A 26299-nucleotide genomic window follows, 5' to 3' on the forward strand; every position below is an offset into this window, starting at 1 on the left:
TGTGGGAGCGCTCAAGGCGTGAATGTCTGTTATTGGCGTAGTACTTTATGATTATTGAAGTATACAAATCTACGTCCTTATACTATAAAATAGAACGTAAATAACCTATGTAAATATCTCGTGCAGGCAGCATCAGCAAAGAAAACATATAGGGTTCATTAAGCAACTGTCCTCTTCTGCCGTTGGCGGCAAATTGAACATGCTCAACTTGAATTGGTGAGTATACTTGTAAAAAGAGGCTTCGCGTAAATCCTGTTTAGCAGGATTTACGCGATACTATAAGAAGGCTATGGCGGAGACAAAAGTCCCATATTTCCAGTGCCCATTCTTCTTAATGAAGACGAGAGAGACAGCTGCGGACGTTCTATAAATAGATGGTATAGCAGGATCCAGGCATATATTTTTTATCAATGATTGGAGTTGGAGAAGCTTAATGGAAATATTTCCTTCACATACCATTCATGACCGATCCACACCACCACAGAAAGAGCAGAGATTGAGCGTGGGTTCGCGAGTTCGGCAACTGTTTGTGCGATCATCTACAGCCCCGGTCGCGGCACAGCAAAAGCATGGGCAAAAAACACGTCCCCTGGCCCTCAACGTGGCGCAGCGCACCGACGTTGGAATGAAGCGCCAGCATAATGAGGATAGTGTTGCCTATATTATCCCCAAAGATCAGCAGTTATTAGAGCAGAAGGGTGCCTTATTTATTGTGGCCGACGGTATGGGAGGACATGCAGCTGGTGAGGTCGCCAGCGAGATTGCCGTTGATTCTGTCTGCACGCTCTACTACCAGGATACCGATACCGATGTTCCCGCCAGCTTAATACGTGCAATTCGCTATGCCAATGCAACTATTTATCAACGCGCAACAGAAAATGCTCAGCATAGCGGCATGGGGACCACCTGTGTGGTCGCGGTCCTGCGTGGCGACATCGCCTATATCGCCAATGTCGGGGATAGCCGCGCCTACCTGGTCCGGCATGGGCAGGTACGGCAGATCTCACAAGATCATTCCTGGGTCGCGGAACAGGTTCGCATGGGCCAGATGACCGAAGAAGAAGCACAAATGCACTCTATGCGCAACATTATTACCCGCTCCCTCGGCCCCTTTCCAGAGGTTGAAGTCGATGTCTTTGTGGAACAGGTTGAAGAGGGCGACGCGCTGGTCCTCTGTAGCGATGGATTGTGCGGCATGATCAACGACCAGGAATTGACCAGTATTGTCGAACAATTTGGCCCACAGGAGAGCGTCACTCGCCTGGTACAGTATGCCAATGCCCAGGGCGGCATCGATAATATTACAGCGATCGTGGCACGCGTTTATCGAAGATAGCTCTGCTCGATCACGCACATATATCAAAGTATATCGATCAAAAAACCCTGAAGCGGCCATGCTCCCGGCCTGAAGAGCGCTCTGTTCGACGACCGGTGGAGACATGACGCGCTCCTTCACCCGTCACGCTATGCCTGCGCGAGCCACTGTTCGGCCTTCTCCACGATCTGCAGGTGCTCTGTGCTCCTTGCCTCCTCCATAATCTCCTCAAACGCCTGCCTGGCCTCCTGCTGCTGACCACGCATCAAGGTAATCTGCGCCAGGGCAAGTTGCCCCTTCATCCGGGTCTCAGCCTCGACCTCCAGACCCAGCGCACGCTCGATATCAGTCTGAGCATGACACAATAAGAGGGCACGCTTGCGCTCATCTCCCTGGATGGCCGTGGCCTGCGCCAGGCGTATGTTCGCCAGCGCGACCAGCGCCTGGCCAATCGATGGCGCGTTTTGCATCGAGCGCGCCACAGAGAAGGCTGTACGGATACACCTGGCCGCCTCAGCCAGTTCGCCGCGCGCCTGGAAGATACCGGCCAGGTTGGAGTTCCATTTGCTGGTATATTCCCGATCACCCAGCACAAGGCTCAATTGTAAAGCGACCTCGTATTGCTTTTCGGCCTCAACCAGGTCCCCCAATGCGGCATCCAGTTCGCCGAGATTGCTGGAGACCAGCGAGAGCAACGGCCGGTCTCCAATGCTTTCAGCCATCCATTGCGCGCGCCGGAGCGCGGCCTGCGCCTCCGAGTACTGGGCCATTTTAAGATGGATAAAGCCCAGATTGGAAGAGATATGGGCGATCTGTCTCTGCTCCTCATATTGCTCGAAAAATGCCAGCGCCTTATTCTGATAGGCCAGCGCCTGGCTGAGTTGCCCCATATCGACCGCGATTGAGCCCATATGCCGCTGCAGGCGTCCCAAAAGATCAGGATACCCTTCGATGATGCGCTGCATCAGCGTCTTGCACGCTTTACGATCCGTGGGAGGCCGGACCGGGCCCTGCTGCTGGCCTTCTTCTAATAATAAGAGGGCTTCCTGCGCGCTATGCAGCGCCTGTTCGTACAAACCCTGCATCTGATAGAGGTTGCTGCGGGTATAGTACAGGCGCGCCCAGACGGGTCCACCAACGACTCCCGCCGCGCGTAGCAATTGCTCGCCCTGCGTCCAACAATGCCAGGCCTGCTGCGGATCACCCCGGTAGCGCCAGGTCCAGCTCATCTGATCCCAGAGTAGCGCCTGCTGTCGCGCTTCAGATTGTGGATCCAGCATGGCCATATGACTGCGGCGCAGTTCAAGCGCCTCATGAAACAGGCTACACACTTTTTCGGAGTCACCACCGCTGTTCATGGTACATTCAGCCAGCAGTTCCAGCAGGGAGATAAGCTGTGGCAGCATATCCTGGGATCGAACCTGCTTTAAATACTGCACCGCTATCTGGTAATGGGTCGCGGCGGCGGCGTAGGCCGATACACTGTACGCATTATTGCCAGCTAGCTCCGCGTAGTAGGCGATTTTATCGGCCTCCGCTCCGGCTCGCAACAGGTGCATGGTCACCGTCGCGGCCACATTCTCTTCACGCCCCTTATTTAAGCTGATAATGCTCTCGGCAGCCTTGCGGTGCAACATGGCCCGTCGCATGGAAGAGAGATTATCGTAAAGATACGTGACCAGCAACGGGTGCCAGAAGTGATAGGTGATGCGTGTACCACTGCCCTCATCAGTAATCACGCCAAATTTCCATGCCTCATCCAGCAGCGGCAGGATAACGTCATTATCATCGGTATCAGAGCCTGTTTCGAGCATGCAAATCATAGGAAGCTCAAACGAGCCCCCCAGTACGGCCGCATGCTGCAACAATTCCCGGCAGTTAGGCTTGAGCAGTTTGATACGCGCCCCCAGGGCTTCGATGATTGTCATCGGCAGATTGGCGGCATCAGAACGGGCCAGTTGCTCGGCGAAGAAAGGATTACCATCCGCGTGCGTTTGAATGCGGTTCACAACCTCCTCGGGGAGAGGAGACAGGTTGGTAACCAGTAGCTTGATCTGCTCGGGGGAGAGCGGCTTGACGTCCATCGGCAGAATAGTATGCTCACGCTGCATCTCCAGGATCATCTTGCGCAATGGATGAGAGGCCTCCTTTGGCACCTCGGATTCGCGACAGGTGGCAAAGAAGGCGATGGGATAACCGGTGAGCTGGCGCGCGAGGTGACCGAGGAGCTCGTAACTGCTGACGTCCGCCCATTGGATATCGTCCAGGACAATCAGCACGGGACCGTTATCGCTCGTCTGCTTGAGCACGTCGCTGACGGCGTTATATAACGCGTATTTGGCCTGTTCGGGCAGCAGGGAGAGCGAGGCGCTACGTCCGGCGATATTTGCCGGAAGAACATCGAGGAGTCCACTTAATGTCGAGAGGGCGCGCAGCGTTTCCGTGCTGAGCGAAGAAATGACACCGGGACTCTTGATCAAGATGTTGCGCAGCGCCTCAACCCAGACACGATAGGGGATCACACTTTCGATTTTGTAGATGCGGTTCCAGATAACGTTCCAACCATTGCTCTGCGCCTCACGCCCTAGCTCTTCCGCCAGGCGCGTCTTGCCGATGCCCAGGTCGCCCTTTAATAAGAGAAATTGTGGCTGCCGCTGGGTATCCAGCGGAATTCCACCCACGCGGCGCGCTCCCACCAGTTGCAGGCGTGCGTTCTGCTCAACATTGCGCAGGAGCATGCGCATAGCCAGCAGTTCATTATCGCGGCCAATAAGATCCCCCTGATGTGTGCGCCCGATTGGTTCGCTGGAGGGAGGCGCGGGCAACACGTGACGAGCCTGTGCGGAACCGGCCGCCACGCTCCCGTGTCGACCCGTCTTCTTGCGCATAGAGGCCGGCTTTTCTGGACTCTGGATGGCCGCTGACTCCGCTTTCAAGGCGATATCGGCCAGCCCCTCGCCAGAACGAATCGCGGCGTGCAGGGCACGCGTTTCAGCGGCCGGAACAGCCTTGTAGTCGCGATACAAGATCTTTTCAAAGTGCTGATACGCCTGAATGGCTTCACCGCGCCGCTTTAACTTCATCAAAGCAACCAGCAGTTGCTGGATGGCCAGTTCATTGGCTGGCTCTTTCAGCAACAGATTATTCAATACATTGATAGCTTTCGCATACTCATTGCGGTCCGCGTAGAAGCTGGATAGCTTCAAGAGGAGATCGATCCATTTTTGCCGCAAGGACTGGCGACGACTGACCGCCCATTCAGAGGTACGCTCCTCAAGAAGGAAATCACCCTTGTAGAGTGCGATGGTATCCTGTAACACTTTTTCGTACTGCGCTAAAGCACTGCCACCCTGCTCTATCTGCTCAGCCATGCGTTCAAATTCATCGGCATCGATCCAGACCCTTTCCTGGCCCGCCAGGGCAAACCAGTCACCATCCACAACAAAACGTTCACCGGCATTGCCAGGCTGCTCCTGGCCCGGTTTGACCGAGGGATGCCCTAAGATCTTTCGCAGGGAGTTCAGGGTCTTGTTCAGTGAGTTGTTGGCGACCGCAAGATCATCGTTGGGCCAGAGGGTCAGGATAGCCTGGGAACGGGTAGAGCGTCGGCCCGGACAGCAAAGGAGATAGGAGAGCAAGGCGCGCACCGAGCGTTGTTGCCAGGCGGCATCATCAATCACACGCCAGTTACGTCCCTTCTGCTTGCCACGTGTTGGTGAGGCTCGTTCTTCCAGGCGAAACTGACCCAGCGTCGAGATACGCAGCACAACATTGTCCACATCGGCGATCGCTTCGGATTCCGGCGCGGTCGTGGAGAGTGGGGAGAAATGTAAGATCACAGCACTATCTCCTGTCACGGTTGACGGTGTATCCAGAGTTTGCTGTACCTCTGGAGGCAGATGCTTCCCGATGTAGGTCCGCGTAGTCTGCCCATTCACGGTCTTGTACGCATACCAGTACGGACCATGACCAATCCCTTCGCGGCACCTTCGACAACGTGGCTTTCCACAATAAGTCACTTGTTGATGATAGGTGATCTTGTTATGCTGTGTCATGCCACACACTCCTCGTTATAGGTCTACGCTTCTCGCGCCTGCCAATGCCATGAATAGACAGAAGAACGATACCTGCCCTGGTATAGTCCCGGCCTATTGTTCTGTTATGACACATGCCTGCTACTATCAATCGATTCCTACTTTTTAATAGAAAAAATATACTGGTAAATAGCTATAACCTGGTCATCTTAGTATGCGCTTTAATTTCAGAAAATATCACACTTTTTCAAAATCATCAATATTTTGCTCTAGTTCGCGAGTGGCCCTGTAATCTCTTCTTCCTTGCACTGTGGAATACGGTAGTGTTGTTGTCCCGCTTTGAATGATCCCATGAAGTGGAAAAGTCAGTTCTTCATGATTTCAAACTGCATTGGACTGAGATAGCCCAATGTGGAATGCTTGCGCACTCGATTGTAGTACACTTCGATGTACTCGAAAATGGCCAGACGTGTTTCCTCATGGGTCACAAAGTGTGCCCGTGAGGTACATTCTCGCTTGAGGGTTCCAAAGAACCGCTCCATGACTGCATTGTCCCAGCAATTGCCTTTCCGACTCATGCTGATCTGAAAGTCGAGACCTTTGAGCAAGGCTTGGTACGCCTGGCTGGTATATTGGCAACCACGGTCTGAATGATGCAGCAGCCCTGCTGCAGGCTTGCGGTGGGTGACCGCCATGGTTACTGCTTGCTCCACGAGCACCTCATCTTGTCTGTGGTTCATCGCCCACCCGACAACGCGTCGAGAGAAGAGATCAAGCACCACCGCCAAATACATCCGGCTACTCCCTGTCGGAATGTACGTAATGTCAGCAACCCACTTTTCGTTAGGTCGCTGCGCCAGAAAGGCACGGTCAAGCACGTTTTCCGCAGGAACTGCGGCTGGGTCTGCTCGTGTGGTCATCACGCGATGGGTCGTGTGATGGGCTGCCAGTTGTGCCTGCTTCATGAGGCGTACGACGCGTTTACGCCCGACATGAATGCCTTCATCACGCAGTTGTGCATGGATCCGTGGGCTGCCGTAGCGCCCTTGGTGCTGGCGATAGATGTTCACAATCTGTTCGGTAATGGTGCCATCTTCTTGCTCTCTGGCCGAGGCAGGACGTTTCCTCCAGGCGTAGAACCCACCAACCGAGACCGAGAGCACGCGGCACATGAGGCGGACCTCAAAGTGGCCTCGATGGAGCTCGATAAAGTGGAAACGGTCTTCTACCGGTGCGAGAAGATGGCGAGCGCCTTTTTTAAGACATCACGCTCCTGTCTTAAGATCTCGTTTTCTCGGCGTAAGCGGCGCATCTCCTCCGCTTCTGGCTGCAGATGTCCACTCCCGATAAACGCTCGTTCTCCGTTGGCTGCCAATTCTGAGCACCAGCGGCTCAGCGTGCTCATCGCTATTCCCAGGTCTTCTGCCACTTGCCTTTGTGATTTTTCACTCGTTTGTACCAATCGCACTGCCTCTTGCTTAAAGGCTTTGTCGTATGTCTGTCCCGTTGCCATGATTTCCTCACTCCTTCTCCGACTCTCCATGTTCAGTTTATTGAGTCATCCAAACCGGGACAATTACATAGTGACCTTTGTATCTCATAAAACAATTTTACTACCATCTTCTCAGAAAACGCAAAAAATAGGAACTATCGAGACAAAAAGAGCGGGACCTTGTGGTCCCGCTCTTTTTGTCTCGCTGAGATTAGAACGTAGAGATCTGTACGGTGCGCTGGCGTGGGCCGTCCAGCTCGACCAGTACGATGCGCTGCCAGACTCCCAGGAGCAAGCGGCGGTTCGTGTATGGTATGACGAGCGAGGGCCCGATCAGTGAGGAAAGAATGTGGTCCGGCGTATGTTCGGGATTGTGTGGATGACGATAGTTGAGATCGGGTTGCATAGCACGCAAGGCATCCAGGAAGTCCAGGTCGGTACCGGGATCCAGATCAGCGGTCGTAATGGCACAGGTTGTGTGGGCTACGAAAAGCGAGCAGATGCCGCTTTCGTTTCTGGTATGCTGGATATATTCCTCTACCGTCTCGGTAATATCGACGATCTCATCTTTTTTCTGGGTACGAATGTGCAGTGTCTTCATTTGAGTATCGATGCTGGCCTCCTCCAAGTAAAAAAAGTGTACTCGCACTTGATCAAATTGTAGCATGCGCCGCCAGAGAGCCGACGCGTTCCCATACGCTGTTATGGCTATGTTGTATCGTGCTTTTGCGTTGCTACACGAGGCTTTTCTTTGTATAATGCTCCAGGACGCAGCGAGCCCGCTGAATAATTTCTGCATGGAGTTCCGCAGGCTCCAACACCTCTGCCTGGTCACCAAAACTGATAATGTAGGCGCATGCCTCATCGGGCGTATCAAAGCCCAGGTGAAAGATCTGCCAGCCACCCTGATCAACGACCTCGGTCTGCTCAACACGAAATAATCTACTCGATCCATAGATACGCGTCACCGCATCAGGCGCGACCCGTATGGTCGCCTGGTACCAGCGCAGGGTAGAGGTAAAATTTCGCGACGACTGCGTCCAAAAAGAGGCCAGGTCGAAGTCGGATGGGCGCAAAGATGCTTCCTCCATAATACGTACACTCTGAACACGTGAAACGCGGTAGCTGCGACTCTGTCCATCCACCGCCGCCACCAGATACCACGTACTCCCTTTGGCGACCAGTCCCAGCGGATCGGCGACGCGCTCCACCCGCGTCTCGCCGCGCAGGTAGGTAAAGCAGATCTTACGCTCCTGCCAGATCGCCTGCTGCAGCGTTGGCAGGGAGGGGACAGCCTCCTCGCGGCTATGCCAGCTGGCTGTATCGATATGGATGCGCTGGCTCACATATTCAGCATCCCGGCGGCGGACCGCTGGTAACGCGGCCAGCAATTTGATCAGGGCCCCTTCGGACGCCTGGTGCAGACCCAGGTCACTCAAGACATGTGAGGGCCGGGCCAGAAACAAGGTCTGTATCTCATGCTCATTCAACCCGGTCAGATTGGTGCGATACTCCTCCATCAGACTCCAGCCGCCCCCGGTACCGCGCTCGGCCAGCACAGGGATGCCCGCGCAACTCAAAGCCTCCATATCGCGATGAATCGTCCGCTCAGAGACCTCCAGGCGTTGCGCCAGTTCACGGGCCGTCAGACGCCGGTGCACCTGTAAAAGCAACATAATTGAAAGCAAACGGTCTGCACGCATATCGCTCCTCCACCAGCAGGGATCAAACTCGTCGTTATTTCTTCCTTACTGTAACACACCAATATGACAAAGTGTGTCATGAATGATTCTGAGGAGAAACCGTCGCATTCAATTCTTAACGTGTGTTTGGGAAATAGGCGAAAGACCTCTCGTGTGATAAACTGAAAGAGATGAGAACCAATTACCCGGGCCATCTTCCCGACCCTGCTATCATGGACGTGCAAAGGGCGAAAACGGTTGAGGGGGTTAAATGATGCCAGGCCGAGAGAGGCTGGCATCTGTTGTTCCTTTGCGCCTGCTGATCGCCTGCGTAGCACCGGGCCAGGTATGAGGATCGTTAATCCTCACCAGGTATAGAAACTATCCACCCCATAGGTTCCCAGGGCCAGGGATAGCTCGCCTCCATGATGGATCTCATGTTCCATGACATGCCAGACAATCCACTGCCGAGCGTGCGCAGACTCCTCTTCCAGTCCTTGATTTCGCAGCCATGCCTGATGGGAGGCCGAGGGTGGAATAAGTTGCTCCAGATCGGCGGAAGTCCAGCGGTCCAGGGCAGAAGAGATCACGCGCCAGGTCTCCTCAAACATGACGACCAGTTCTGCTGCCTCAGGCACATATGATTCGTCTCCCCATCCGACCAGAGGAGCGTTTTCTTCTCCCATCCATCCAGAGAACCAGTTGACCCTTGCACTGATCATATGCTCAAGAAGCTCTCTGATCGAGCGGTGATGGGTTGTTACAGAGAGGGCAAGTTGTTCGGAGGAGAGCGGTGCGATCGTTTTGACAATGGCTTGTTGATAATTCTCCCAACCTGGTTTGTAAAATGTGGCCAGGGGAGATACCTGTTCTGTCATAGCTGTCTGCTCCTTGCTTCTGATGATGTGCTCCTATGAGGAGAAGTGTAAGTACCATAGCACAGAGAAAGATGCAAAACTTCTTTTAACTTGCTCTTCTTGCCACGCAGGATCACCGCGGGGCATTCCAAAACACGATCTTATGAAAAGTATCATGAAAAGATTTTGAAAAAGGTAAGCTATACAGAGAAGCATGTGCTACTATAACAGGGGACGTGCGTGGTCCACACATTGTTAGAAGGACGGAAGATATACGTGAGTACACATGACATTCAAAGCAGCGAGCTGTGGGAAGTTTCTCGTCGGCTGATCAATTTTGATACCGTCAGTGCACATAGTAATCTGGAAGCGGTCGAATATCTGGAAGACTATTTAAAAGAGATCGGCTTTAACGTGAAGGTGATTACGGATGATGTTGATGGGGTCAAAAAGGCGTCGGTCCTGGCGTGGTTTGGTCCCAGACAGCCAGGTGGCCTGATGATCTCGGGACACATCGATGTAGTGCCATTTGATGGTCAGCCAGGCTGGAAAACCGATCCCCTGGTGATGGAAACAGATGGCAAACGCATCTATGGGCGCGGCACGGCCGATATGAAGATCTTTATCGCGCAGGCCCTGGTGGCGGCCAAACAGGTCGTTCAACAGCACCAGGACTTTAAGCGTCCCCTCCTGTTTGTCTTTACCTATGATGAAGAGGTGGCGGGGCAGGGCTCGGGCAAACTGATCAAGATACTGCCTCAATTCTTTGAGGAGACCTTCCCGATGCCGGAGATGGCGCTGATCGGTGAGCCGACAGACTTTGAGATCTATTCGGCCCATAAAGGCTATGCCACCTTTGACCTGGTCGTGCACGGCATCGGCGGCCATAGTAGCGTGCCGAAAAAAGGCTTGAATGCCATTGAAAAGATGGGTGATGTGATACGCATCATCACTGAAATCGATGGGGAGCTTGAGCAGCATATCACGCCCGAAAATACACAGCTCTTTCCCGAGTGTCCGCCCTCGGCCTTTAATTTTGGCATCATCGGTGGCGGACTGGCGGCGAATATGATCGCGGATACCTGCCGTCTGAAGATGAGCCTGCGTGTCTCACCCGGCGATACGTCCGAGGAGATTCTAAGGACCATGGAGGATCGCATTGAGCGCGAAGTTATCAGTAAGATGCGCGAGTTCTCTCCTGAATGCAACGTGACGATCGAGAATCTACATGCCACCCCACCGATGAAATCGCCGCAGCAGAGTCCGCTCAGCGCATTGCTCAGTCGCGTCTTTGATAGACCTGTTGAGCATGGCGCACCCTATGGCACCGACGCGGGCAATTTTCAGCATATCGGTATCAACTCATATGTCTGTGGACCAGGCGCGCTGGGACAGGCGCATCAACCCAATGAGAGCATCCCGGTTGAGCATTTCTTAAGCGGACAGGAAAAGGTGGAACAGATCATCACGGAGTGGTGCGCCCAGGACTAGTCCCGAACGTACACAGCAAAACAAAAGGACCACTATTGTAGTGGTCCTTTTTGATCGGGCTCCTCGAATAGGACTCGAACCTATAACCCATCGGTTAACAGCCGATTGCTCTACCATTGAGCTATCGAGGAATAACGTTGCTCTTGAACGTTGATATAATAAACCACGACAGGTCATTTGTCAATACCTACCACACCTGAAATTCTCTCTTTTTGGGGGAAAATCGGTAGCGTTTATTCAGCATTTTTGATTGCCTGATATACTCTTCAATAGAAGAGGTACAGAGGTATAATTAAGCTTATATAATTCCCTGTCTAGACTCAAGAAAAGAGAGATTACATTGAAGACCTCAGATGACCCCCTGGCATCAATAACCAGTGCCTTCTTAGATATCAACACTGATGGTGAGACCATCGTGCTGGCGTCACTGTCAACTGGCGTCACGCTCCCATATGCAACGCAGGATATAGCCGTCACTGACGTGACTGCCGGACAACGTGTCGGGGTAGCGGTCATGAAAAATGCGCATACCTATCACGCGATTGTCGTGGGCGATCTTCAGCATATCCTGGGTGCGCCCAATGACTGGAATACCGATGACGATCATACACGTCTGCACGAGGTACATCCCAATCTCTATCAATATACCGCCTCACTACCAGCTGGCACCTATCATTATAAGGTCGCGTTTAACAATGGCTGGAGCGATGTGATACCGCCAGAAAATATCACGCTCACCATCGCGACCGATCATACGCCTGTTACGTTTTCTTATGTACCAGATAGCCCGGTCACCCGGCAGGCGGAAGTATACGATAGCATCAATAATCCCAATGCCATCCTGCCAAAGGCGGCTGACACCACCACGGCTCTGATCGCCATTACGCTGGAAGCGGCGCCCGATGTTTCCCATACGCTGGAGCTTCAGTTGAGCGGCTACGCGGCGGCCCCCATCGTGCCCCGCACGATCCTGAATGCTGACCAGTTTGTCTATCAGGGTGATGACCTGGGCTCTACCCTGACGCCTCAATCTACAGCCTTTCGTCTCTGGGCTCCTACTGCCGAGGATGTGCAGCTGCTCCTGTTCGAGAGCGAGACGGGCGGCATTACACGTCAGCTGGCTCTGCAACGAGCAGAGAAAGGGACCTGGTACGTCAACGTAGAGCAGGCATTGGAGAACTGGTACTACCTCTACCTTGTAACCGTGCAAGGGCAGACCCAGACGGCGGTCGATCCTTATGCGCGCGCGCTGGCGGTCAACGCAACCCGCGCCATGATCGTCGACCTGGCGAAGACCAATCCTGCTGGCTGGGAAGCAGATCGTCCGGTAGCCCTTGCCAACCCGGTCGATGCCGTCATCTACGAGCTCCACGTTCGCGACTTCTCGATCAATCCCAACTCGGGCATGGAACATAAAGGGAAGTTCCTGGCGTTCACCGAGCGCAACACCAGCAGCCCCGACCAGATGTCAACCGGCGTGGAAAGCTTAAGAGAACTTGGCATCACCCATGTCCAGGTACTGCCAGCCTTTGAGTTCGCCAGCGTGGATGAACGCAGACCCGATGAATATAACTGGGGCTACGATCCTCGCAACTACAACGTGCCCGAAGGTGCCTATGCGACCACCCCTCATGGTGCCACCCGCATCAACGAGTTCAAGCAGATGATTCAAAGCCTGCACCAGGCTGGTATTGGGGTCGTGATGGATGTCGTCTATAATCATACCTTCTTGACCGGCAACTCGGATTTCGATAAGATCGTGCCCGGATACTACTATCGCACCAATACCAGTGGTCAGTATACCAACGGCTCGGGCTGCGGCAACGAGATCGCCAGTGAGCGCCCGATGGTGCAGAAGTTCATTCGCGATTCCCTCCGCTACTGGGTACGAGAATATCATATGGATGGCTTTCGCTTTGATCTGATGGCTCTGCTGGGTGTGGATACGATGAGCAAGATTGAGCAGGATCTACACGCACTCAATCCGGGACTCCTGATCTACGGTGAGCCCTGGATTGGTGGCGCTTCAGCCCTGCCGGTCCAGCAGTTGTTTACCAAGGGCCAGCAGCGCGGCAAACGCATGGCGGTCTTTAATGACCACATCCGCAACGCATTGATCGGCAATGTCTTCGCGCACGATATGAAAGGCTTCGCGACCGGCGATAGAGAGCAGGTGGACGAGATCAGAAGCGCGGTCAGCGGGAGCATTCATGACTTTACAGACACGCCAGCTGAGGCCGTTAATTATGCCTCCAGCCACGATAACCTGACGCTGTGGGATAAGATCACGGCCAGCAGCGAGCAGGCCAGCGAGGCCGAACGCATCCTGATGGATAAACTGGTGCTGGCGATCTTGATGACCTCCCAGGGGATACCCTTTTTCCAGGGCGGCGATGAATTCCTGCGCTCAAAGGGGGGAAATGACAACAGCTACAACGCGGGTGATGCCGTCAATCAGTTTGATTGGTCTCACAAGGCCAAATATAAGGATGTGTTTGAATACTATGCCAGCCTGATCAGGCTACGCAGGAATCATCCCGCCTTCCGCATGACCACGGAGGAAGAGATCAATGCGCATCTGACCTTCCAGGATGGTCCCGCCAATACCGTCGCCTTTCAACTGGGGCCGCATGCCAACCAGGATAGCTGGCGGCAGATCCTGGTCATCTATAACCCCAATAGCGCATCCACGTCATTCACACTGCCCGAGGGCAACTGGGCGCTGGTCACCTCACGGGATCAGGTCAGCGAACAGGGACCGGAACAGGTAAGTGGAACCCTCGAAGTGCCCGCCATAACCTGTCTGATCCTGTATCAAAACGCATAAAAGGCAGGGCACAATTGCCAGGATAGATCGTTTTGCATCTCCATAACTCGACCGTACGTGTACCACACTAGTTACGTAATTTTTTAAGTATGGAGAAACCATGTCAAGTACCCCACGCCTTCAGGCGGGGGCTTGTAAATAGGGGTGACTTCTGCCCGGCTATTGCAGGTCCGGACTTGACCAGCCCCAGCCAGGGCTTTCTTCGGAAGGCTATCGGGCTACGTTCGGAAGGAATGCATAGGTACCTTGGAATGCATTGCCAGTTCCAAGCTCTACAGAATGTGGCTAAACAGCCAGACGGGGTTCGAGGCGGTGCCGTATTCAAGAAACCCTTTCGGCACACATTACCCGGGAAACCGGTGCGGGTTTGGCCGTTCCCACCAAAAACGGCTCCCCGCAAGGGGCGATAGAAAAAAGGTGACACGAGAAAGAGTCACGCAGGAAAGGAGTGCGTGATGCTCCTCCCCATGGGTGAACCAAGGGGGACCTGCATCACGCAAATTGTTATATGGCTGATGCAATCGATTCTATCGGACAACCTGTGGTAGACCCCCGGCATCCGGACAAGACCATTGGAGGAGAAGATCGACATGATACCCATGTGCGACGTATCATTGAAAGACTTCTCTGGGTGCTCGGGTTATGTCTCTTAGCCGGAGCTGCTTATTACCTGCACCTTCATAAGGGACCCCTGCCAGGCGAGGTGGCATTCTCGCGTGCCGTGCAGGCCATTCATTATCCCGCCTGGCTACTTGCTGTGATCACGTTTTTTAGCACCGTCAATGATATTCCACCCTCAATTGTCGAGACCACCGTCGTCTTTATCTTCTTCTTACTGATTCGCTGGTGGAAAGATGCCCTCTTCTTTATACTGACCATCGGCGTTGGCAACGGCATCAACATCTTGATCGCCGACCTCGTCGTACGCCCACGTCCAAGCCCGAAATTGATCCACGTCTATACGCCGCTCACGTATAACAGTTTTCCATCCGGTCATACTGAACATGATGTCGTCTTCTATGGCTCGCTCTTATATATTACCTTCACCAGGCAGGTGCGCGAATGGCGCTACCATTGGGTCTTAATCCCGTTCCAGATCTTCGCCGTCATGGCCATCCTGGGCATTGGCTATTCACGCGTCCTGGAGGGCGAACACTGGCTCAGCGATGTGCTCGGCGGCTACCTGTCAGGCACCCTGTGGCTATTCTTGCTCATCTTCTGCTACCGCTGGGTCACGAACATGCAATATAAACGTCGCCTCAAAAAAGAGCAGACGAGTATGTAATAGAACGCAATGGGTGTGGTGGGCGATCGCCCACCACACCCATTGCGTTCTATTACATACTGCTTATTAGAATTTACGCAGGAGCGGACGCGGAGACTTCTTCTCCATCTGCTGCTTGATAAGGTTGGTGTAGAAACCGTTCTTCTGCAGCAGATCCTGGTGCGTGCCGCTCTCGACGATCGTCCCCTGATCCATGACCAGGATGACGTCGGCGTTACGGATCGTGCTCAGGCGGTGGGCGATGATGATCTGGGTGCAGGGCACGGTTTCCAGATTCTGAGCGACCATCTGCTCTGTGACCACGTCCAGGTTGCTGGTTGCTTCATCTAAGAGCAAGATCGCAGGATGATGGGCGATGGCACGGGCCAGGGCGAGGCGCTGGCGCTGACCACCCGAGAGCGCGCTCCCACCTTCAGCTACAGGCGTCTCATACCCAAGTGGCATGCGAACAATATCGTCGTGGATAGCGGCCATCTGGGCTGCGCGTACGGCATACTCCTTATCCATGTGTGGATTATTGAACAGAATATTCTCCATCACGGTTCCACTGAAGATAGCTGAATCCTGCAAGACCACACCGAACTGCCTTCTCACCTCCTGATATTGCAGTTCGTTCAGTGGGATGCCATCGTAATAGATCTGTCCCTCACCAGGAATGTAGAGACCCAGCAGGAGCTTGCCAAGCGTGCTCTTGCCAGAGCCGGTCCGGCCGACAATGGCCACCTTCTGGCCGGCGACAATATGCAGATTGATGTTATGCAGCACACGGGGCGTCTCGGGAGAGTAGCGGAAGCTTACATTCTCCAGATGCACATGGCCGGTCAGCTTGGGTGGCGATTTCAACGTCTGGGCGTGCTGCTCCGGCTCCGAGGTCATGATGTCGGCCAGACGCTCAAGGTGTGCCTGTACGATCTGTAGCTGCTGCCCACTACTCACCAGCGATGATAGAGGCGAGAGGAAGGAGGTTGAGAGAGAGCTTAAGGCTAACATGGTACCAACGGAGAGCGTACCATTGAGGACCTGCGTCGCCCCTACCCAGAGCAGCGCCATGGGAGCGAAGCCACGCAAGAGGGTCATGGCCGTGCTGGCGATGGTTGAGATGTAACCCCTGCGCGTCGAGATGTTTAACTGATCAAAGAATAGATTGGTCCAGCGGTCGTGGGCGCTGTATTCAGCACCGGCGGCCTTGAGGGTAGCGATGCCGGCCAGTGCCTCGGCCATGTAGCCCTGCGACTTACCCTGGGCCGTCAACTCCTGCGCCGCCAGGCTGGCAATGGTGCGATAAACACTGAGCATCAAGATGATCTGCAATACACCGATGACCAGGGCCAGCAGCCCAAAGGTTGGCGCCACAACCATCAAAATCACCAGGTAGAGGATGACCATGCTCCCATCAAGAACGGTAGAGATCACCTGACCACTCAATGTATCTCGGATAATCGTGTTGCTGCCCATACGCGTCAACAGATCGCCGCTGGAACGCTGCTGGAAAAAATTATAGGGCAGGAGCAGCAGGTGTTCAAAAAAGCTGAGCATCATATGGGTATCGATGCGTGCCCGCACATAGATGAGCAGCCATTCTCGCAGCAGGGTAATAAAGGACTGCGAGAAGAGCATCATCAGCATGCCAGCTCCCAACAGGATCATGGCGTTTGTCAGATGGAAAGGGATAACCTTATCGATGACCGTTTGCGTGAGAACAGGCGGAAGCAGGCCGATGACCTGTAATATAATGGAGGCTAAGATCACCTGGATCAACGCTCCCGGGGCCTGGCGCACGGCCTGCACCGCGTACATTTTCAGGGAGAGCGAGGAGGTAATTTTGCGGCGATGAAAGCTCATGCCGGGCTCCAGCATCAAGACGATACCGGTAAAGCTCCCGTTGAATTCCTCCGCGTCCAGCTGCCTGCGACCCGTCGCAGGATCCACCACGGTCACCTGCTCGGGGGTCCATTTTTCCACGATCAGGAAGTGGTTGAATTCCCAGTGAATGATAGCCGGCAGGGTCACGTCTTTAAAATCGTTCTTCTGCAAGGCAACGGCCCGCGAAATCATCCCCATGTTGCGGGCCGCCTTCACCATATTTAAGGCCGAGATACCATCGCGGCCGGCTCCATAATTCGCCCGCAATTCAGAAATGGTCGTCTGACGCCCATGATAGGTCATAATCATCGCCAGACAGGCCAAGCCACACTCAACCTCGCTCATCTGCAGGATTACGGGAACGCGCTTTCTCCATATCTTATTGACCATCGGGTGTTGTAAATAGGGGAACCTCTTCTTCTCTCCTTCTTTCGGCAGAAGTTGCGTCTTTTGTTCGCTGGCATCCATAATTTACCCCTTCATCAAACTACCCAGACCCGGCAACATTGAAAGAATGCGTTGCGACCCTGTTTTCACATTCGCGACCAGCACAGACCCCCCAAAGGTGGCCGCGGGTACCTTGTCGATCTGTATCAGTACCACAATGGAAGGTTGCGTAACGATCTGTGCCATAAATCCATAGCGCTGACGAATCGCACTCGGGCTGAGCACGCCAGGCTCAATCTTGATCACTTTACTGGCAAGGTCTTCTTTAGATGCACCGATATGCACCAGTGCCTGTTGACCTACCTGTAACTGGGGAAGTTGGCCGGCGGCAAAAAAGAGCGGCCTCCGCTCCCGATTGATGAGCGGCCCCCTGGCCCTGCTGGTCCAGTACAACCCCTGGCGCGGTCGCGTAGATAGGAATTTCATCGTTCCAGGCGACACACCCCACCGCGGCAGCGATCCCGAATAATATCCATATCAGCAACGCCGTTGGCAAGGCCCGGAAATGAGGCAGCGTTACTTTATCCCTTCTCTTCTTATAATGATTTAAAGCTTCTTCCCTAAAAATTTGCGAAGACGTAGACATAACTGCAATCCACCCAACATTCTATACTTTATAATTTTGCCACTATATACAGTATAAGAATTCACCCAAATAGGTCCTTATGAGGTTTTACATAATTTTTTTTTCATGAAATAAAAAGAGGCTATAAATTTATAAAGTGCGATGTATCATGTTATCAACTTCTTAATCACAACTATTCGATTTATATTTTATTATTCTATATACAGCAATATTTAAAAAGTATTCATTGGATGTAGACATAATACAAAACGAAAGCCTTGTTATGAATTTTTTTTAAACTCTATATGATTTTTTCACCGGACGGTTGTTTTGCGAATTTTTATAATGCATTTAGGTACCGCGACAAGGAACGCAAAAAGAGAAGAATTACAATAAGAAGTATTTAGCGATACCTGAACTTTTCGTGTGATTGTAATTAAATCGCTAATAACTTCACATATCTCTTATAAATTTTAGTGGTACCGGGAATTTTGAGTCTTTGTGTGACGCAAAGAGAAAGGATACATAACATGAACACTGAAAACACAGTTGAGCAGATTGAATTAAACGATTCTGACCTGGAACAGGTTGAGGGGGCATTTTGCGGCTTCGGCCGCCGCTTTTATGGCGGCTTTCCCTTTGGCTACGAGGTTCCCTTTGGGGGCTGTGGCTACGAGGGCTTTGGCTACGGCGGCTTTGGGGGCCTCTACGGCGGCTTTGGGGGCCTCTACGGCGGCTACCCGTTTGGTCTTGGTGGCGGTTGCTTCTAGTACTGGCCTCTAGCCGTGAAACGCTCATTTCATGGTTGCTTGTATCAGACCCAAAAATGCTGATGCAGAAAAGGAGGGGAATCACAGATTCCTCTCCTGGGCGACATACATGAATGATCTATTCTGCCAACGATTATAACGTGCCTGCATCTGCTCTACCTGTAGAGAGTATGTATAGTCAACAGGCAGACAGGGTGCTCGTACATGAAAACTTTAAATGAACGGAAGGTTACACACATCATGAGTTTAGACATTGCACGCGCCTGGAAAGATGATCAGTACCGAGGAACCCTCACCAGCGAGGAACTTGCTCAGCTTCCTGAGAATCCCGTTGGTGCCCTTGAGTTAACAGACAACGACCTGGCCAGCGTCAGCGGTGCCTATAGCGTTGGTGTTCCTGGAGCTGCCTCCTCAACGAGTGGTTACGGCGGTGGGGCCGGCCTCGATATCCATCTCACCGGTTGCTGCGCCACCGGAAATGTCGGTGGTCAATACTCTTCAACTTATGGTGGCGGCGCATCTACCCCTGGTTATCAGGGAGGCAGCTGGCACCTCTCCTATGTGTATGATGCCGGGGCAAGCGTAGGCCCGAGCGCTGGCTGCTGCAGCCCGAGTTACTATACCAGCTGCAACGTCTGCTAATTATTGCAGAACTTCGCGCATGATTTTGTTGCTTGCATCAGCTACTAAAGAGGATTTGATGCAAGGCGAGAGAGAAAGTACCAGATTCCTCTCCTCGCAGCAATCTGCATGAACAACACTTACTCTGCCAACAATGACAACATGCCCGCACCTATCTACCTTATACAGACCCCCATACTTCTACGGGTCCGGTAGGGTGCTGATGAATGAAGATTTTGAACGAATGAAAGGTTACATATCATGAGTTTAGACATTGCACGCGCCTGGAAAGATGCCCAGTATCGAGGAACCCTCACCAGCGAAGAGCTCGCCCAGCTTCCTGAGAATCCCGTTGGAGCCCTTGAGTTAACGGATAACGACCTGGCCAGCGTCACCGGCGCTTATAGCGTTGGTGTTCCCGGAGCCGCCTCCTCAACGAGTGGTTACGGCGCCGGAGCTGGTCTCGATATCAATATTACCGGCCTCTGCTCGGCCTGTGGCAACACTCCCAGCAACTATGCAAGCACGGCTGGCACGGGCGCCAGTGCCCCTGGCACACCAGCCGGTAGCTGGCACCTCTCCTACATCTATGATGCCGGAGCAAGCGTAGGCGCAAACGCCGGATGCAGCTCAAGCTACTATGCAACCTGTAGCGTCTGCTAGTCACGGGTCCATACTAACATGCGTGACGTGATAACCATGGTTATCACGTCACGCCAACCAGTTTCACATCGCCAGATCAGTGAGTTGATCGGCTTGCCGCGCAATACGATGCTTTTATGCAAAGCGCGACAGGCCAGGTTTTTCTAAACAGTTCCAAGCCAGAGATCTCTATAAGATCAATATTCATAGAGTTAGCTCTATTGCTTAATACGTGTCACGATTGAGACCTTCATCCTCAGGGATGTTTGATCGGAAATAAATATATGAAACAGAGTCTAGAGACGAATAAACAACGCGACAGCTATACAGCCGGCTGGTTTCGCGCCTTGAGTTTGACCGAGCGCACGGTTTCACTACCACAGCATGATACTGAAGAAACACAGGCAGCCACAGAAGCACAGCTTGAAAGCGCACGCAAGCATCTGAACCGCTGGAAGGAGCAACTACCGTTTCCCAATACGTCTCTTTTTGAGCAGCGCCTGGCCAGCGATGGTCTGACGGAGAAAGAAGCGTTGTTCTTACTCGCCGAGTCACCGGAACAACTACAAGAGCGCCTGGCGGACACCGCCGCCCTACCCTGGCTACACACCCTGATCGATGCATATACACTTTACACACCTGAGCAATCCCCTCTGAAGATCTTTAAGCCACAGGAAAGGCCAAATCATTCAGGAGCCTTTCTGGAGGCGGTAGAGCCTCTCATTATTAGCGGGCTCCTGCGTCTGCAAGCAGGCATCCACGCATTAGCTCACATGTACACGCACCTGCCCTTTCATCCAAATACCATCATTCCGCTGCTACTGGCACAGATTCCGGACCGACTGCTGCCCAAGATGGTCAAGACGATGGTGTTGGAGCTGCATATCGCACGCCTGCAGGGACGCCTGCAGGGCGAGACGGCAGAGAAGCGTTTTCAGGATTTTGTCGAGCAGCTGATCCAGCCACAGAACATGCTCCAGTTGCTTGAAGAATACGCCGTCCTGGCGCGCATGCTAGTCGAGAGCATCGACATGTGGGTCGACTATAACCTGGAGATACTGACGCGTCTCTGCGATGACTGGCCAGAGATCGTAGCAACGTTTAGCCCTCAACGTGATCCGGGAACGCTGATTGAGATTAACGCGGGCCAGGGTGATACCCACCGTCGGGGCCACAGCGTTGCCGTGCTGGTATGGGATTCAGGCTTTCGCCTCGTCTACAAGCCACGATCGCTGGCGGTAGATGCTCACTTCCAGGAGTTGCTGGCCTGGCTCAATCAACATGGCTACCAGTTGGGATTCCGTACGATAAAACTTGTGCAGAAATCCACCCATGGCTGGGCCGAGTTTATCGCTCCCCAGACCTGCACGTCCATGGAACAGGTACAGCGCTTTTATGAGCGCCAGGGAGGATATCTGGCCCTGCTCCATGCGCTGGCCGCCACCGATTTCCATGCCGAAAACATTATCGCCGCCGGCGAGCATCCCGTTTTGATCGATCTCGAAGCCCTGTTCCATCCTTATCTGCTCAAGGAAATTGAGCGGCAAAAACAATCGCCCGCCATTCGGGCGCTGGATTACTCGGTACTGCGCATCGGCCTGCTCCCCCAGCGTATCTGGAGCAGCGACCAGGGTGAAGGAATCGATGTCAGCGGACTGGGAGGAGCGGCTGGTCAGATGACGCCAACGCCGGTGACGCGCTGGGCTGACATCGGCACCGATAACATGCAGATGCGCCTTGAACACATCGAAGTCAAGCTGGGAGATCATCGTCCGACCCTCAACGAACAGGATATCGACACAGATATGTTCCGCGAGACCATCAGTGCTGGCTTTCGCGCCGTCTATCAACTTCTGCGCCAGCATCGCCAGCAACTACTGGCCGAGGTGCTGCCGCGCTTCACCCATGATGAGATACGCTGCTTGATTCGCGCCACCGGCTACTATAGCATCCTGGTCAACAATAGCTTCCACCCCGATATTCTGCGTAACGCCCTGGATCGGGACCGTTTCTTTGATCGCTTATGGATAAACGTTGAGCAGGATCCACAGCTGGCGCGGGTCGTCACACAGGAGCGCCTGGACCTGCAACTCGCGGATATCCCGATCTTTACGACACGCGCGAACTCCATCGATCTCATCAGCAGTCAGGGTGAGGTGATCCCGGATTTCTTTGAGGATACAGGCATGAACGCAGCAATCCGCCACCTGCAGTCCTTTGATGATCAAAACCTGCTGCGGCAAGAATGGCTAATCAATGCGGCCTTTGCCAGCATCACACAGGTGACCGATCCACAGGTACAGCGCGCTCTCAGCTTTAATCCCGAGAGCCCGGCCGCGACGGCAGAGGACTGCCTGACGTTGGCCAGAGAGATCGGCGATCGCCTGATCGAGACCGCGTTCCATAATGAGAACATCGTGGAATGGCTCACGCTGATCCAGATGAGAGAAACCGAGTGGCAGATCGTGTTTACCGATGCCGAGCTCTACAATGGCTCGGGAGGCATCGCGCTGTTCCTGGCCTATCTGGGACAACAAACAGGAGAAGAGCGCTATACGGTCCAGGCCCGCAAAGCCCTTCAGGCCACGCGCATGAAGGTCCATACCCATATCGTTCAGGGAGATGAGTATGGGCTGGGCGCCTTTACAGGCCTGGGATCCTTTTTCTACCTGCTGACCCACCTGGGAACGCTGTGGCACGAGGATGAGCTGTATACGGAGGCAGAGGAGCTCATTCAACAGCTCTCACCAATTATCGCGCGCGAGACGGCATACGATGTCAATAGTGGTGTTGCCGGTTGCCTGCTAGCATTGCTGAGCCTCTATAAAGTTCATCCCACCCAGGCCGTTTTGCAGATCGCGATCGAATGTGGGGAGCATCTACTGACACATATGCGTTCCACACCGGAAGGAAAAGGCTGGAGCAGAAGCGACGACCAGGTACCATTAACCGGCTTTGTCTATGGCAACGCCGGCATCGCCATGAGTCTCGCTCAACTCTATGCCGTCACCGGTGAACAACGCTTCCAGGCAGCCGCCAGGGAAGCCGTGGCCTATGAAACAGCTCATTATTCACCAGAGCATCAGAACTGGCACGACCTGCGCAAGCATCACCAGGCAGCCGTGCAGGGAGATGGACAATCCTTACACAATGAAGAAGCGTCCAACGACATGGTTTCCTGGTGTCATGGGGCATCCGGCATCGCGCTCGCCCGCCTTGGCTCGCTGGAGGCTGATCCCCAGGATGCCCTGTATACAGATATCACGAACGCGCTCAACACAACCCTGCGGCGGGGGTTTGAAGCCAACCATTCCCTCTGCCACGGAGATATGGGGAATCTGGATATCCTGCTCAGCGCCGACCAGGTCCTGGCCACCGATAGATACCATAAAGACGTTCAACGCCTGTCTGCCCTGCTCCTGCAAAGCATTCGTGAACAGGGCTGGATCACAGGGGTCCCCCAGGGCATCGAAGTGCCCGGACTGATGACCGGCCTGGCTGGCATCGGCTATACGCTCCTGCGCATGGCCGCCCCCACCCGCATCCCATCCGTCCTCCTGCTCGCCCCACCCATCAACATATAACCTCATCAAAGGAAAAACGGTGCAGTGGAGTTTACAGGGGCTAACCCCTGTAAACTCCACTGCACCGTTTTTCCTTTGGTGTATATGCATAGCCATTATCTCTACCCGCGGACGAATTTTTGCTGGCTCATACGTTATAAGAGATGAAAAAGAGCATTGTATGGTTGTAGAAGGAAGGTAGTGGGGGTATGCATATTCTTTTTATCACGCGTTATTACTATCCAGAGAAGGCGGCCGCCGCGGTATGCGTCGGGGAGACGGCCAGGCGTCTCCTCCAATATGGGCACACCATTACGGTTCTGACCACGCTCCCCAGCTACCCCAGCGGTATTGTGCCACAACACTATCGTGGGCGTCTGACGCAGATTGAATACATCGATGGGGTGCGGGTAGTGCGTACATGGAGCTACGCCAGCCCTAATCGTGGCTTTTTTAAACGCATCTGTTCCTATCTCTCCTTTGGGTGCCTGGCCGCCCTGCTGAGCCGCAAAGCGCTTGGCGCACCTGATCTGATCATCACCGGCTCTCCCCCGCTCTTTAATGTGATCGCCGCCCATCTTCTGCGCTGGCGCTGGCGCGTACCGCTCATCTTCTGGGTCGCGGACCTCTGGCCTGAATCGGCCGTGCAGCTGGGGGCGGTACGCAATCCATACCTGATTAAACTGGCCGGCTGGTTAGAGTGGTTTACCTATCGCCGGGCTCAATTAGTATGGGCGGTGACGGCCCATATGCGTGAGACGCTCATACGCCGGGGATTACCGCCCGAGAAGGTCTTTCTACTGCCCAATGGTGTCGATACGCAGCGCTTCTATCCCGCCTCGCGGTCCGCTGCTCGCCGGGCGCTGGGATGGGGACAGGGCTTTGTCGTGCTGTACGCGGGCACCCACGGCCTGACCCATGGACTCGATACGGTGCTGGCGGCGGCCGAGCGGCTGCGTGGCTATCCCGCGATTCGCTTTGTATTGGTAGGCGACGGCGCCGAAAAGCCAGCTCTAATGGCCATGGCCCGACATAAAGCGCTCTATAACGTCCACTTTCTCAATCCACTACCACATGAGTGGGTACCCACCCTGCTGGCGGCCAGCGACGTCTGCCTGGCTCATACACGCAAGCTCCCTATCTTCGAAGGGATGCTGCCAATGAAAATGTTTGAGGCCATGGCATGCGGTCGCCCTCTGCTGCTAGCAGTCAAAGGCGAAGCACGCCAGGTCGCCGAGCAACAGGCCGGAGCCGCTATCTACTGCGAACCAGAAAACGCGGAGGCATTGGCCGCAACGGTCTACTATCTCTATACCCACCCCGAAGTGGTCGAACAGCTCGGACAAAAAGGACACTCGTATGTCCGAAACCATTTCGATTATACGAATTTAACATACAAATTGAATCTGCAACTGCACCAGCTCTTATCCGAAGCTGTGTTATCCCGCTGAGAGAGATTGAGCCTGCCAATCACATTTCCAATAGTTTCTGACACAACCAGGCCGGCGGCTCAATCATCCATAATTTGACGTACACGTATACGTATACGTGTACGTCACGTAAAGAAATAAGGAACAGGGCAATGAAGATGATTTTTCCTGCGCATGAGGATGAATATGTAGAGAATTTGCAGCTTCCAGCCTCGCTCCATGTCTGCATGCATGTGGTGCGCAACGCGCAGGCCGATATACGCCTGCAGCGCAACGCGACCACGTTGACCGCCGCGGGATGCCAGGTGACGATCGTAGATGTGGCTGCCTCGCATTCTCAGCAGCCGCTGGAATCCTCCCATTACCAGGTGAAACATATCGGTGTCAATCAGCAGTTTGAGCTCACGCGCTTCCAGCATCGTGGCAGGCGCACAGCTCTGGCGGTGTTTATACGCGGGGCGATCGCCTTGATGAAGCAGTCAGCCGATATCTATCATGCCTGCGAATTGACGGCCCTACCCGCCTGCTATATAGCTGCACGTGTGCGGCGCAAGCCTCTGATCTTTGAGGCGTATGAGATGCCGCTTCAGGATATGCCGCTGGCGGCTATGCCGAAGAGTCGCCGCCTCTTTTATATCATCATGAAAGGGTGCCTGCGCTATATGCTAGCGCGCTGTACCGCGGTAATCACGGTATCATCCCCGATTGTACAGGAGCTACAGCGGCACTATCGCATCCCCCACATCGTGCTGCTGCGCAACCTGCCGCAGTATCGTAGTTGTGAGAAGACGGATCGCCTGCGTCAGCATCTAGGTCTGTCCAGGCGTACGCGCATCGCCCTCTACCAGGGAAATATTCAACCCGACCGTGGCCTGGACCGCCTGGTGCGAGCGGCCGCCTACCTGGAACCCGAGCACGTGATCATCATTATGGGTCAGAATATTGGCACGACGCGCGCGGAATTAAGGCAACTTATCATGCTGCAGGGGGTGGATGCGCATATCAAAATCATTCCGGCCGTTCCCTATGATGACCTGCTGGAATGGACGGCTTCCGCCGACCTCGGCCTGACCATCCTTCCGCTGGATTATACGCCGAACATGCGCATGTGCCTGCCCAACAAACTGTTTGAATATCTTCAGGCTGGCCTGCCGGTACTCTCTTCCCCCCTGGAAGCGGTACGCGAGATTATCGATACCTACCAGGTTGGTCGCGTTGTACGCTCGATGGATCCAGCCGATGTCGGAAAGGACATCAACATGCTGCTCAGCAATACAGATGAACTGGCACGCATGCGTGCCAACGCCCTGCGGGCCGCCCACCAGGATCTTTGCTGGGAAAAAGAAAGCACGAAGCTGCTGCAGCTATACCGCCAGATAAGTAGCAGGCATGCATAAATGCCCTTGCTCTGCTGC

At 53.9% G+C, this 26299-nt stretch carries 17 protein-coding genes and 1 tRNA gene; 10 read left to right on the forward strand and 8 right to left on the reverse strand.

The annotated features are described in order from the left end of the window. Positions 1–502 precede the first annotated feature (502 nt). Complete coding sequence (locus AABA21_RS06390) at positions 503–1336, forward strand: Stp1/IreP family PP2C-type Ser/Thr phosphatase (protein ID WP_338248149.1); 834 nt, start codon at positions 503–505, stop codon at positions 1334–1336. Positions 1337–1464: 128 nt separating this feature from the next. Here AABA21_RS06390 and AABA21_RS06395 read toward each other — a convergent pair whose 3' ends face one another. The 5 genes from AABA21_RS06395 to AABA21_RS06415 all read right to left on the reverse strand — a co-directional run bounded on the left by AABA21_RS06395 (position 1465) and on the right by AABA21_RS06415 (position 9401). Then, positions 1465–5370: a DUF6788 family protein gene (locus AABA21_RS06395; RefSeq protein ID WP_338248150.1), complete on the reverse strand. Its 3906-nt coding sequence runs from the start codon at positions 5368–5370 to the stop codon at positions 1465–1467. Between the two features lie 344 nt (positions 5371–5714). Further along, positions 5715–6892, reverse strand: a protein-coding gene (locus AABA21_RS06400) for an IS3 family transposase (RefSeq protein WP_420917081.1) whose coding sequence is annotated in 2 segments (ribosomal slippage) — positions 5715–6599 and positions 6602–6892 — 1176 coding nt in all. Because the reading frame shifts where the segments join, the coding sequence is not laid out codon by codon here. A 160-nt stretch (positions 6893–7052) separates the two neighbouring features. Continuing rightward, positions 7053–7442 carry a secondary thiamine-phosphate synthase enzyme YjbQ gene (locus tag AABA21_RS06405; protein ID WP_338248151.1) on the reverse strand — a complete coding sequence of 130 codons (390 nt, stop codon included), beginning with the start codon at positions 7440–7442 and terminating at the stop codon, positions 7053–7055. Positions 7443–7575: 133 nt separating this feature from the next. Then, positions 7576–8544 (reverse strand): helix-turn-helix transcriptional regulator, encoded by a 969-nt coding sequence (locus AABA21_RS06410; RefSeq protein ID WP_338248152.1) that lies wholly within the window; start codon positions 8542–8544, stop codon positions 7576–7578. 344 nt (positions 8545–8888) lie between these two features. After that, complete coding sequence (locus AABA21_RS06415; protein ID WP_338248153.1) at positions 8889–9401, reverse strand: DinB family protein; 513 nt, start codon at positions 9399–9401, stop codon at positions 8889–8891. A gap of 255 nt (positions 9402–9656) precedes the next feature. Between AABA21_RS06415 and argE the strand changes: the two genes are divergently transcribed. Beyond that, entirely contained in the window at positions 9657–10871 is a 1215-nt protein-coding gene (argE, locus tag AABA21_RS06420; RefSeq protein ID WP_338248154.1) for an acetylornithine deacetylase, read from the forward strand. Positions 10872–10930: 59 nt separating this feature from the next. Here argE and AABA21_RS06425 read toward each other — a convergent pair. After that, positions 10931–11002, reverse strand: a tRNA-Asn gene (locus AABA21_RS06425). Between the two features lie 209 nt (positions 11003–11211). Between AABA21_RS06425 and pulA the strand changes: the two genes are divergently transcribed. Continuing rightward, a complete protein-coding gene (pulA, locus tag AABA21_RS06430) occupies positions 11212–13698 on the forward strand; it encodes a type I pullulanase (RefSeq protein WP_338248155.1) in 2487 nt (828 codons plus the stop codon). A 508-nt stretch (positions 13699–14206) separates the two neighbouring features. Beyond that, complete coding sequence (locus AABA21_RS06435; protein WP_338248156.1) at positions 14207–14983, forward strand: phosphatase PAP2 family protein; 777 nt, start codon at positions 14207–14209, stop codon at positions 14981–14983. Between the two features lie 66 nt (positions 14984–15049). Here AABA21_RS06435 and AABA21_RS06440 read toward each other — a convergent pair whose 3' ends face one another. Further along, complete coding sequence (locus tag AABA21_RS06440; protein ID WP_338248157.1) at positions 15050–17314, reverse strand: peptidase domain-containing ABC transporter; 2265 nt, start codon at positions 17312–17314, stop codon at positions 15050–15052. Between the two features lie 3 nt (positions 17315–17317). Next, positions 17318–17719 carry a hypothetical protein gene (locus AABA21_RS06445; RefSeq protein ID WP_338248158.1) on the reverse strand — a complete coding sequence of 134 codons (402 nt, stop codon included), beginning with the start codon at positions 17717–17719 and terminating at the stop codon, positions 17318–17320. A gap of 669 nt (positions 17720–18388) precedes the next feature. Between AABA21_RS06445 and AABA21_RS06450 the strand changes: the two genes are divergently transcribed. From AABA21_RS06450 to AABA21_RS06475, 6 genes are all read left to right on the forward strand, one after another. Further along, positions 18389–18628, forward strand: coding sequence for a hypothetical protein (locus tag AABA21_RS06450; protein ID WP_338248159.1), 240 nt, complete (start codon positions 18389–18391; stop codon positions 18626–18628). A gap of 240 nt (positions 18629–18868) precedes the next feature. Continuing rightward, entirely contained in the window at positions 18869–19270 is a 402-nt protein-coding gene (locus tag AABA21_RS06455; RefSeq protein WP_338248160.1) for a mersacidin/lichenicidin family type 2 lantibiotic, read from the forward strand. A gap of 240 nt (positions 19271–19510) precedes the next feature. After that, entirely contained in the window at positions 19511–19912 is a 402-nt protein-coding gene (locus tag AABA21_RS06460) for a mersacidin/lichenicidin family type 2 lantibiotic (RefSeq protein ID WP_338248161.1), read from the forward strand. 263 nt (positions 19913–20175) lie between these two features. Continuing rightward, entirely contained in the window at positions 20176–23475 is a 3300-nt protein-coding gene (locus AABA21_RS06465) for a type 2 lanthipeptide synthetase LanM family protein (protein ID WP_338248162.1), read from the forward strand. A 188-nt stretch (positions 23476–23663) separates the two neighbouring features. After that, the gene (locus AABA21_RS06470) at positions 23664–24905 is read left to right on the forward strand and encodes a glycosyltransferase family 4 protein (RefSeq protein WP_338248163.1); all 1242 of its coding nucleotides are present in this window, start codon (positions 23664–23666) and stop codon (positions 24903–24905) included. 131 nt (positions 24906–25036) lie between these two features. Next, positions 25037–26281 carry a glycosyltransferase gene (locus tag AABA21_RS06475; RefSeq protein ID WP_338248164.1) on the forward strand — a complete coding sequence of 415 codons (1245 nt, stop codon included), beginning with the start codon at positions 25037–25039 and terminating at the stop codon, positions 26279–26281. Positions 26282–26299: the final 18 nt, after the last annotated feature.

This window comes from Dictyobacter halimunensis (genome assembly GCF_036245075.1).

Bases quoted from the DNA above. Each gene is read 5' to 3' on its own strand.
- AABA21_RS06395 (WP_338248150.1), bottom strand. From the start codon at position 5,370: ATGACACAGCATAACAAGATCACCTATCATCAACAAGTGACTTATTGT.
- AABA21_RS06405 (WP_338248151.1), bottom strand. From the start codon at position 7,442: ATGAAGACACTGCACATTCGTACCCAGAAAAAAGATGAGATCGTCGAT.
- AABA21_RS06410 (WP_338248152.1), bottom strand. From the start codon at position 8,544: ATGCGTGCAGACCGTTTGCTTTCAATTATGTTGCTTTTACAGGTGCAC.
- AABA21_RS06415 (WP_338248153.1), bottom strand. From the start codon at position 9,401: ATGACAGAACAGGTATCTCCCCTGGCCACATTTTACAAACCAGGTTGG.
- AABA21_RS06435 (WP_338248156.1), top strand. From the start codon at position 14,207: ATGGCTGATGCAATCGATTCTATCGGACAACCTGTGGTAGACCCCCGG.
- AABA21_RS06440 (WP_338248157.1), bottom strand. From the start codon at position 17,314: ATGGATGCCAGCGAACAAAAGACGCAACTTCTGCCGAAAGAAGGAGAG.
- AABA21_RS06445 (WP_338248158.1), bottom strand. From the start codon at position 17,719: ATGAAATTCCTATCTACGCGACCGCGCCAGGGGTTGTACTGGACCAGC.
- AABA21_RS06450 (WP_338248159.1), top strand. From the start codon at position 18,389: ATGAACACTGAAAACACAGTTGAGCAGATTGAATTAAACGATTCTGAC.
- AABA21_RS06455 (WP_338248160.1), top strand. From the start codon at position 18,869: ATGAGTTTAGACATTGCACGCGCCTGGAAAGATGATCAGTACCGAGGA.
- AABA21_RS06460 (WP_338248161.1), top strand. From the start codon at position 19,511: ATGAGTTTAGACATTGCACGCGCCTGGAAAGATGCCCAGTATCGAGGA.
- AABA21_RS06465 (WP_338248162.1), top strand. From the start codon at position 20,176: ATGAAACAGAGTCTAGAGACGAATAAACAACGCGACAGCTATACAGCC.
- AABA21_RS06470 (WP_338248163.1), top strand. From the start codon at position 23,664: ATGCATATTCTTTTTATCACGCGTTATTACTATCCAGAGAAGGCGGCC.
- AABA21_RS06475 (WP_338248164.1), top strand. From the start codon at position 25,037: ATGAAGATGATTTTTCCTGCGCATGAGGATGAATATGTAGAGAATTTG.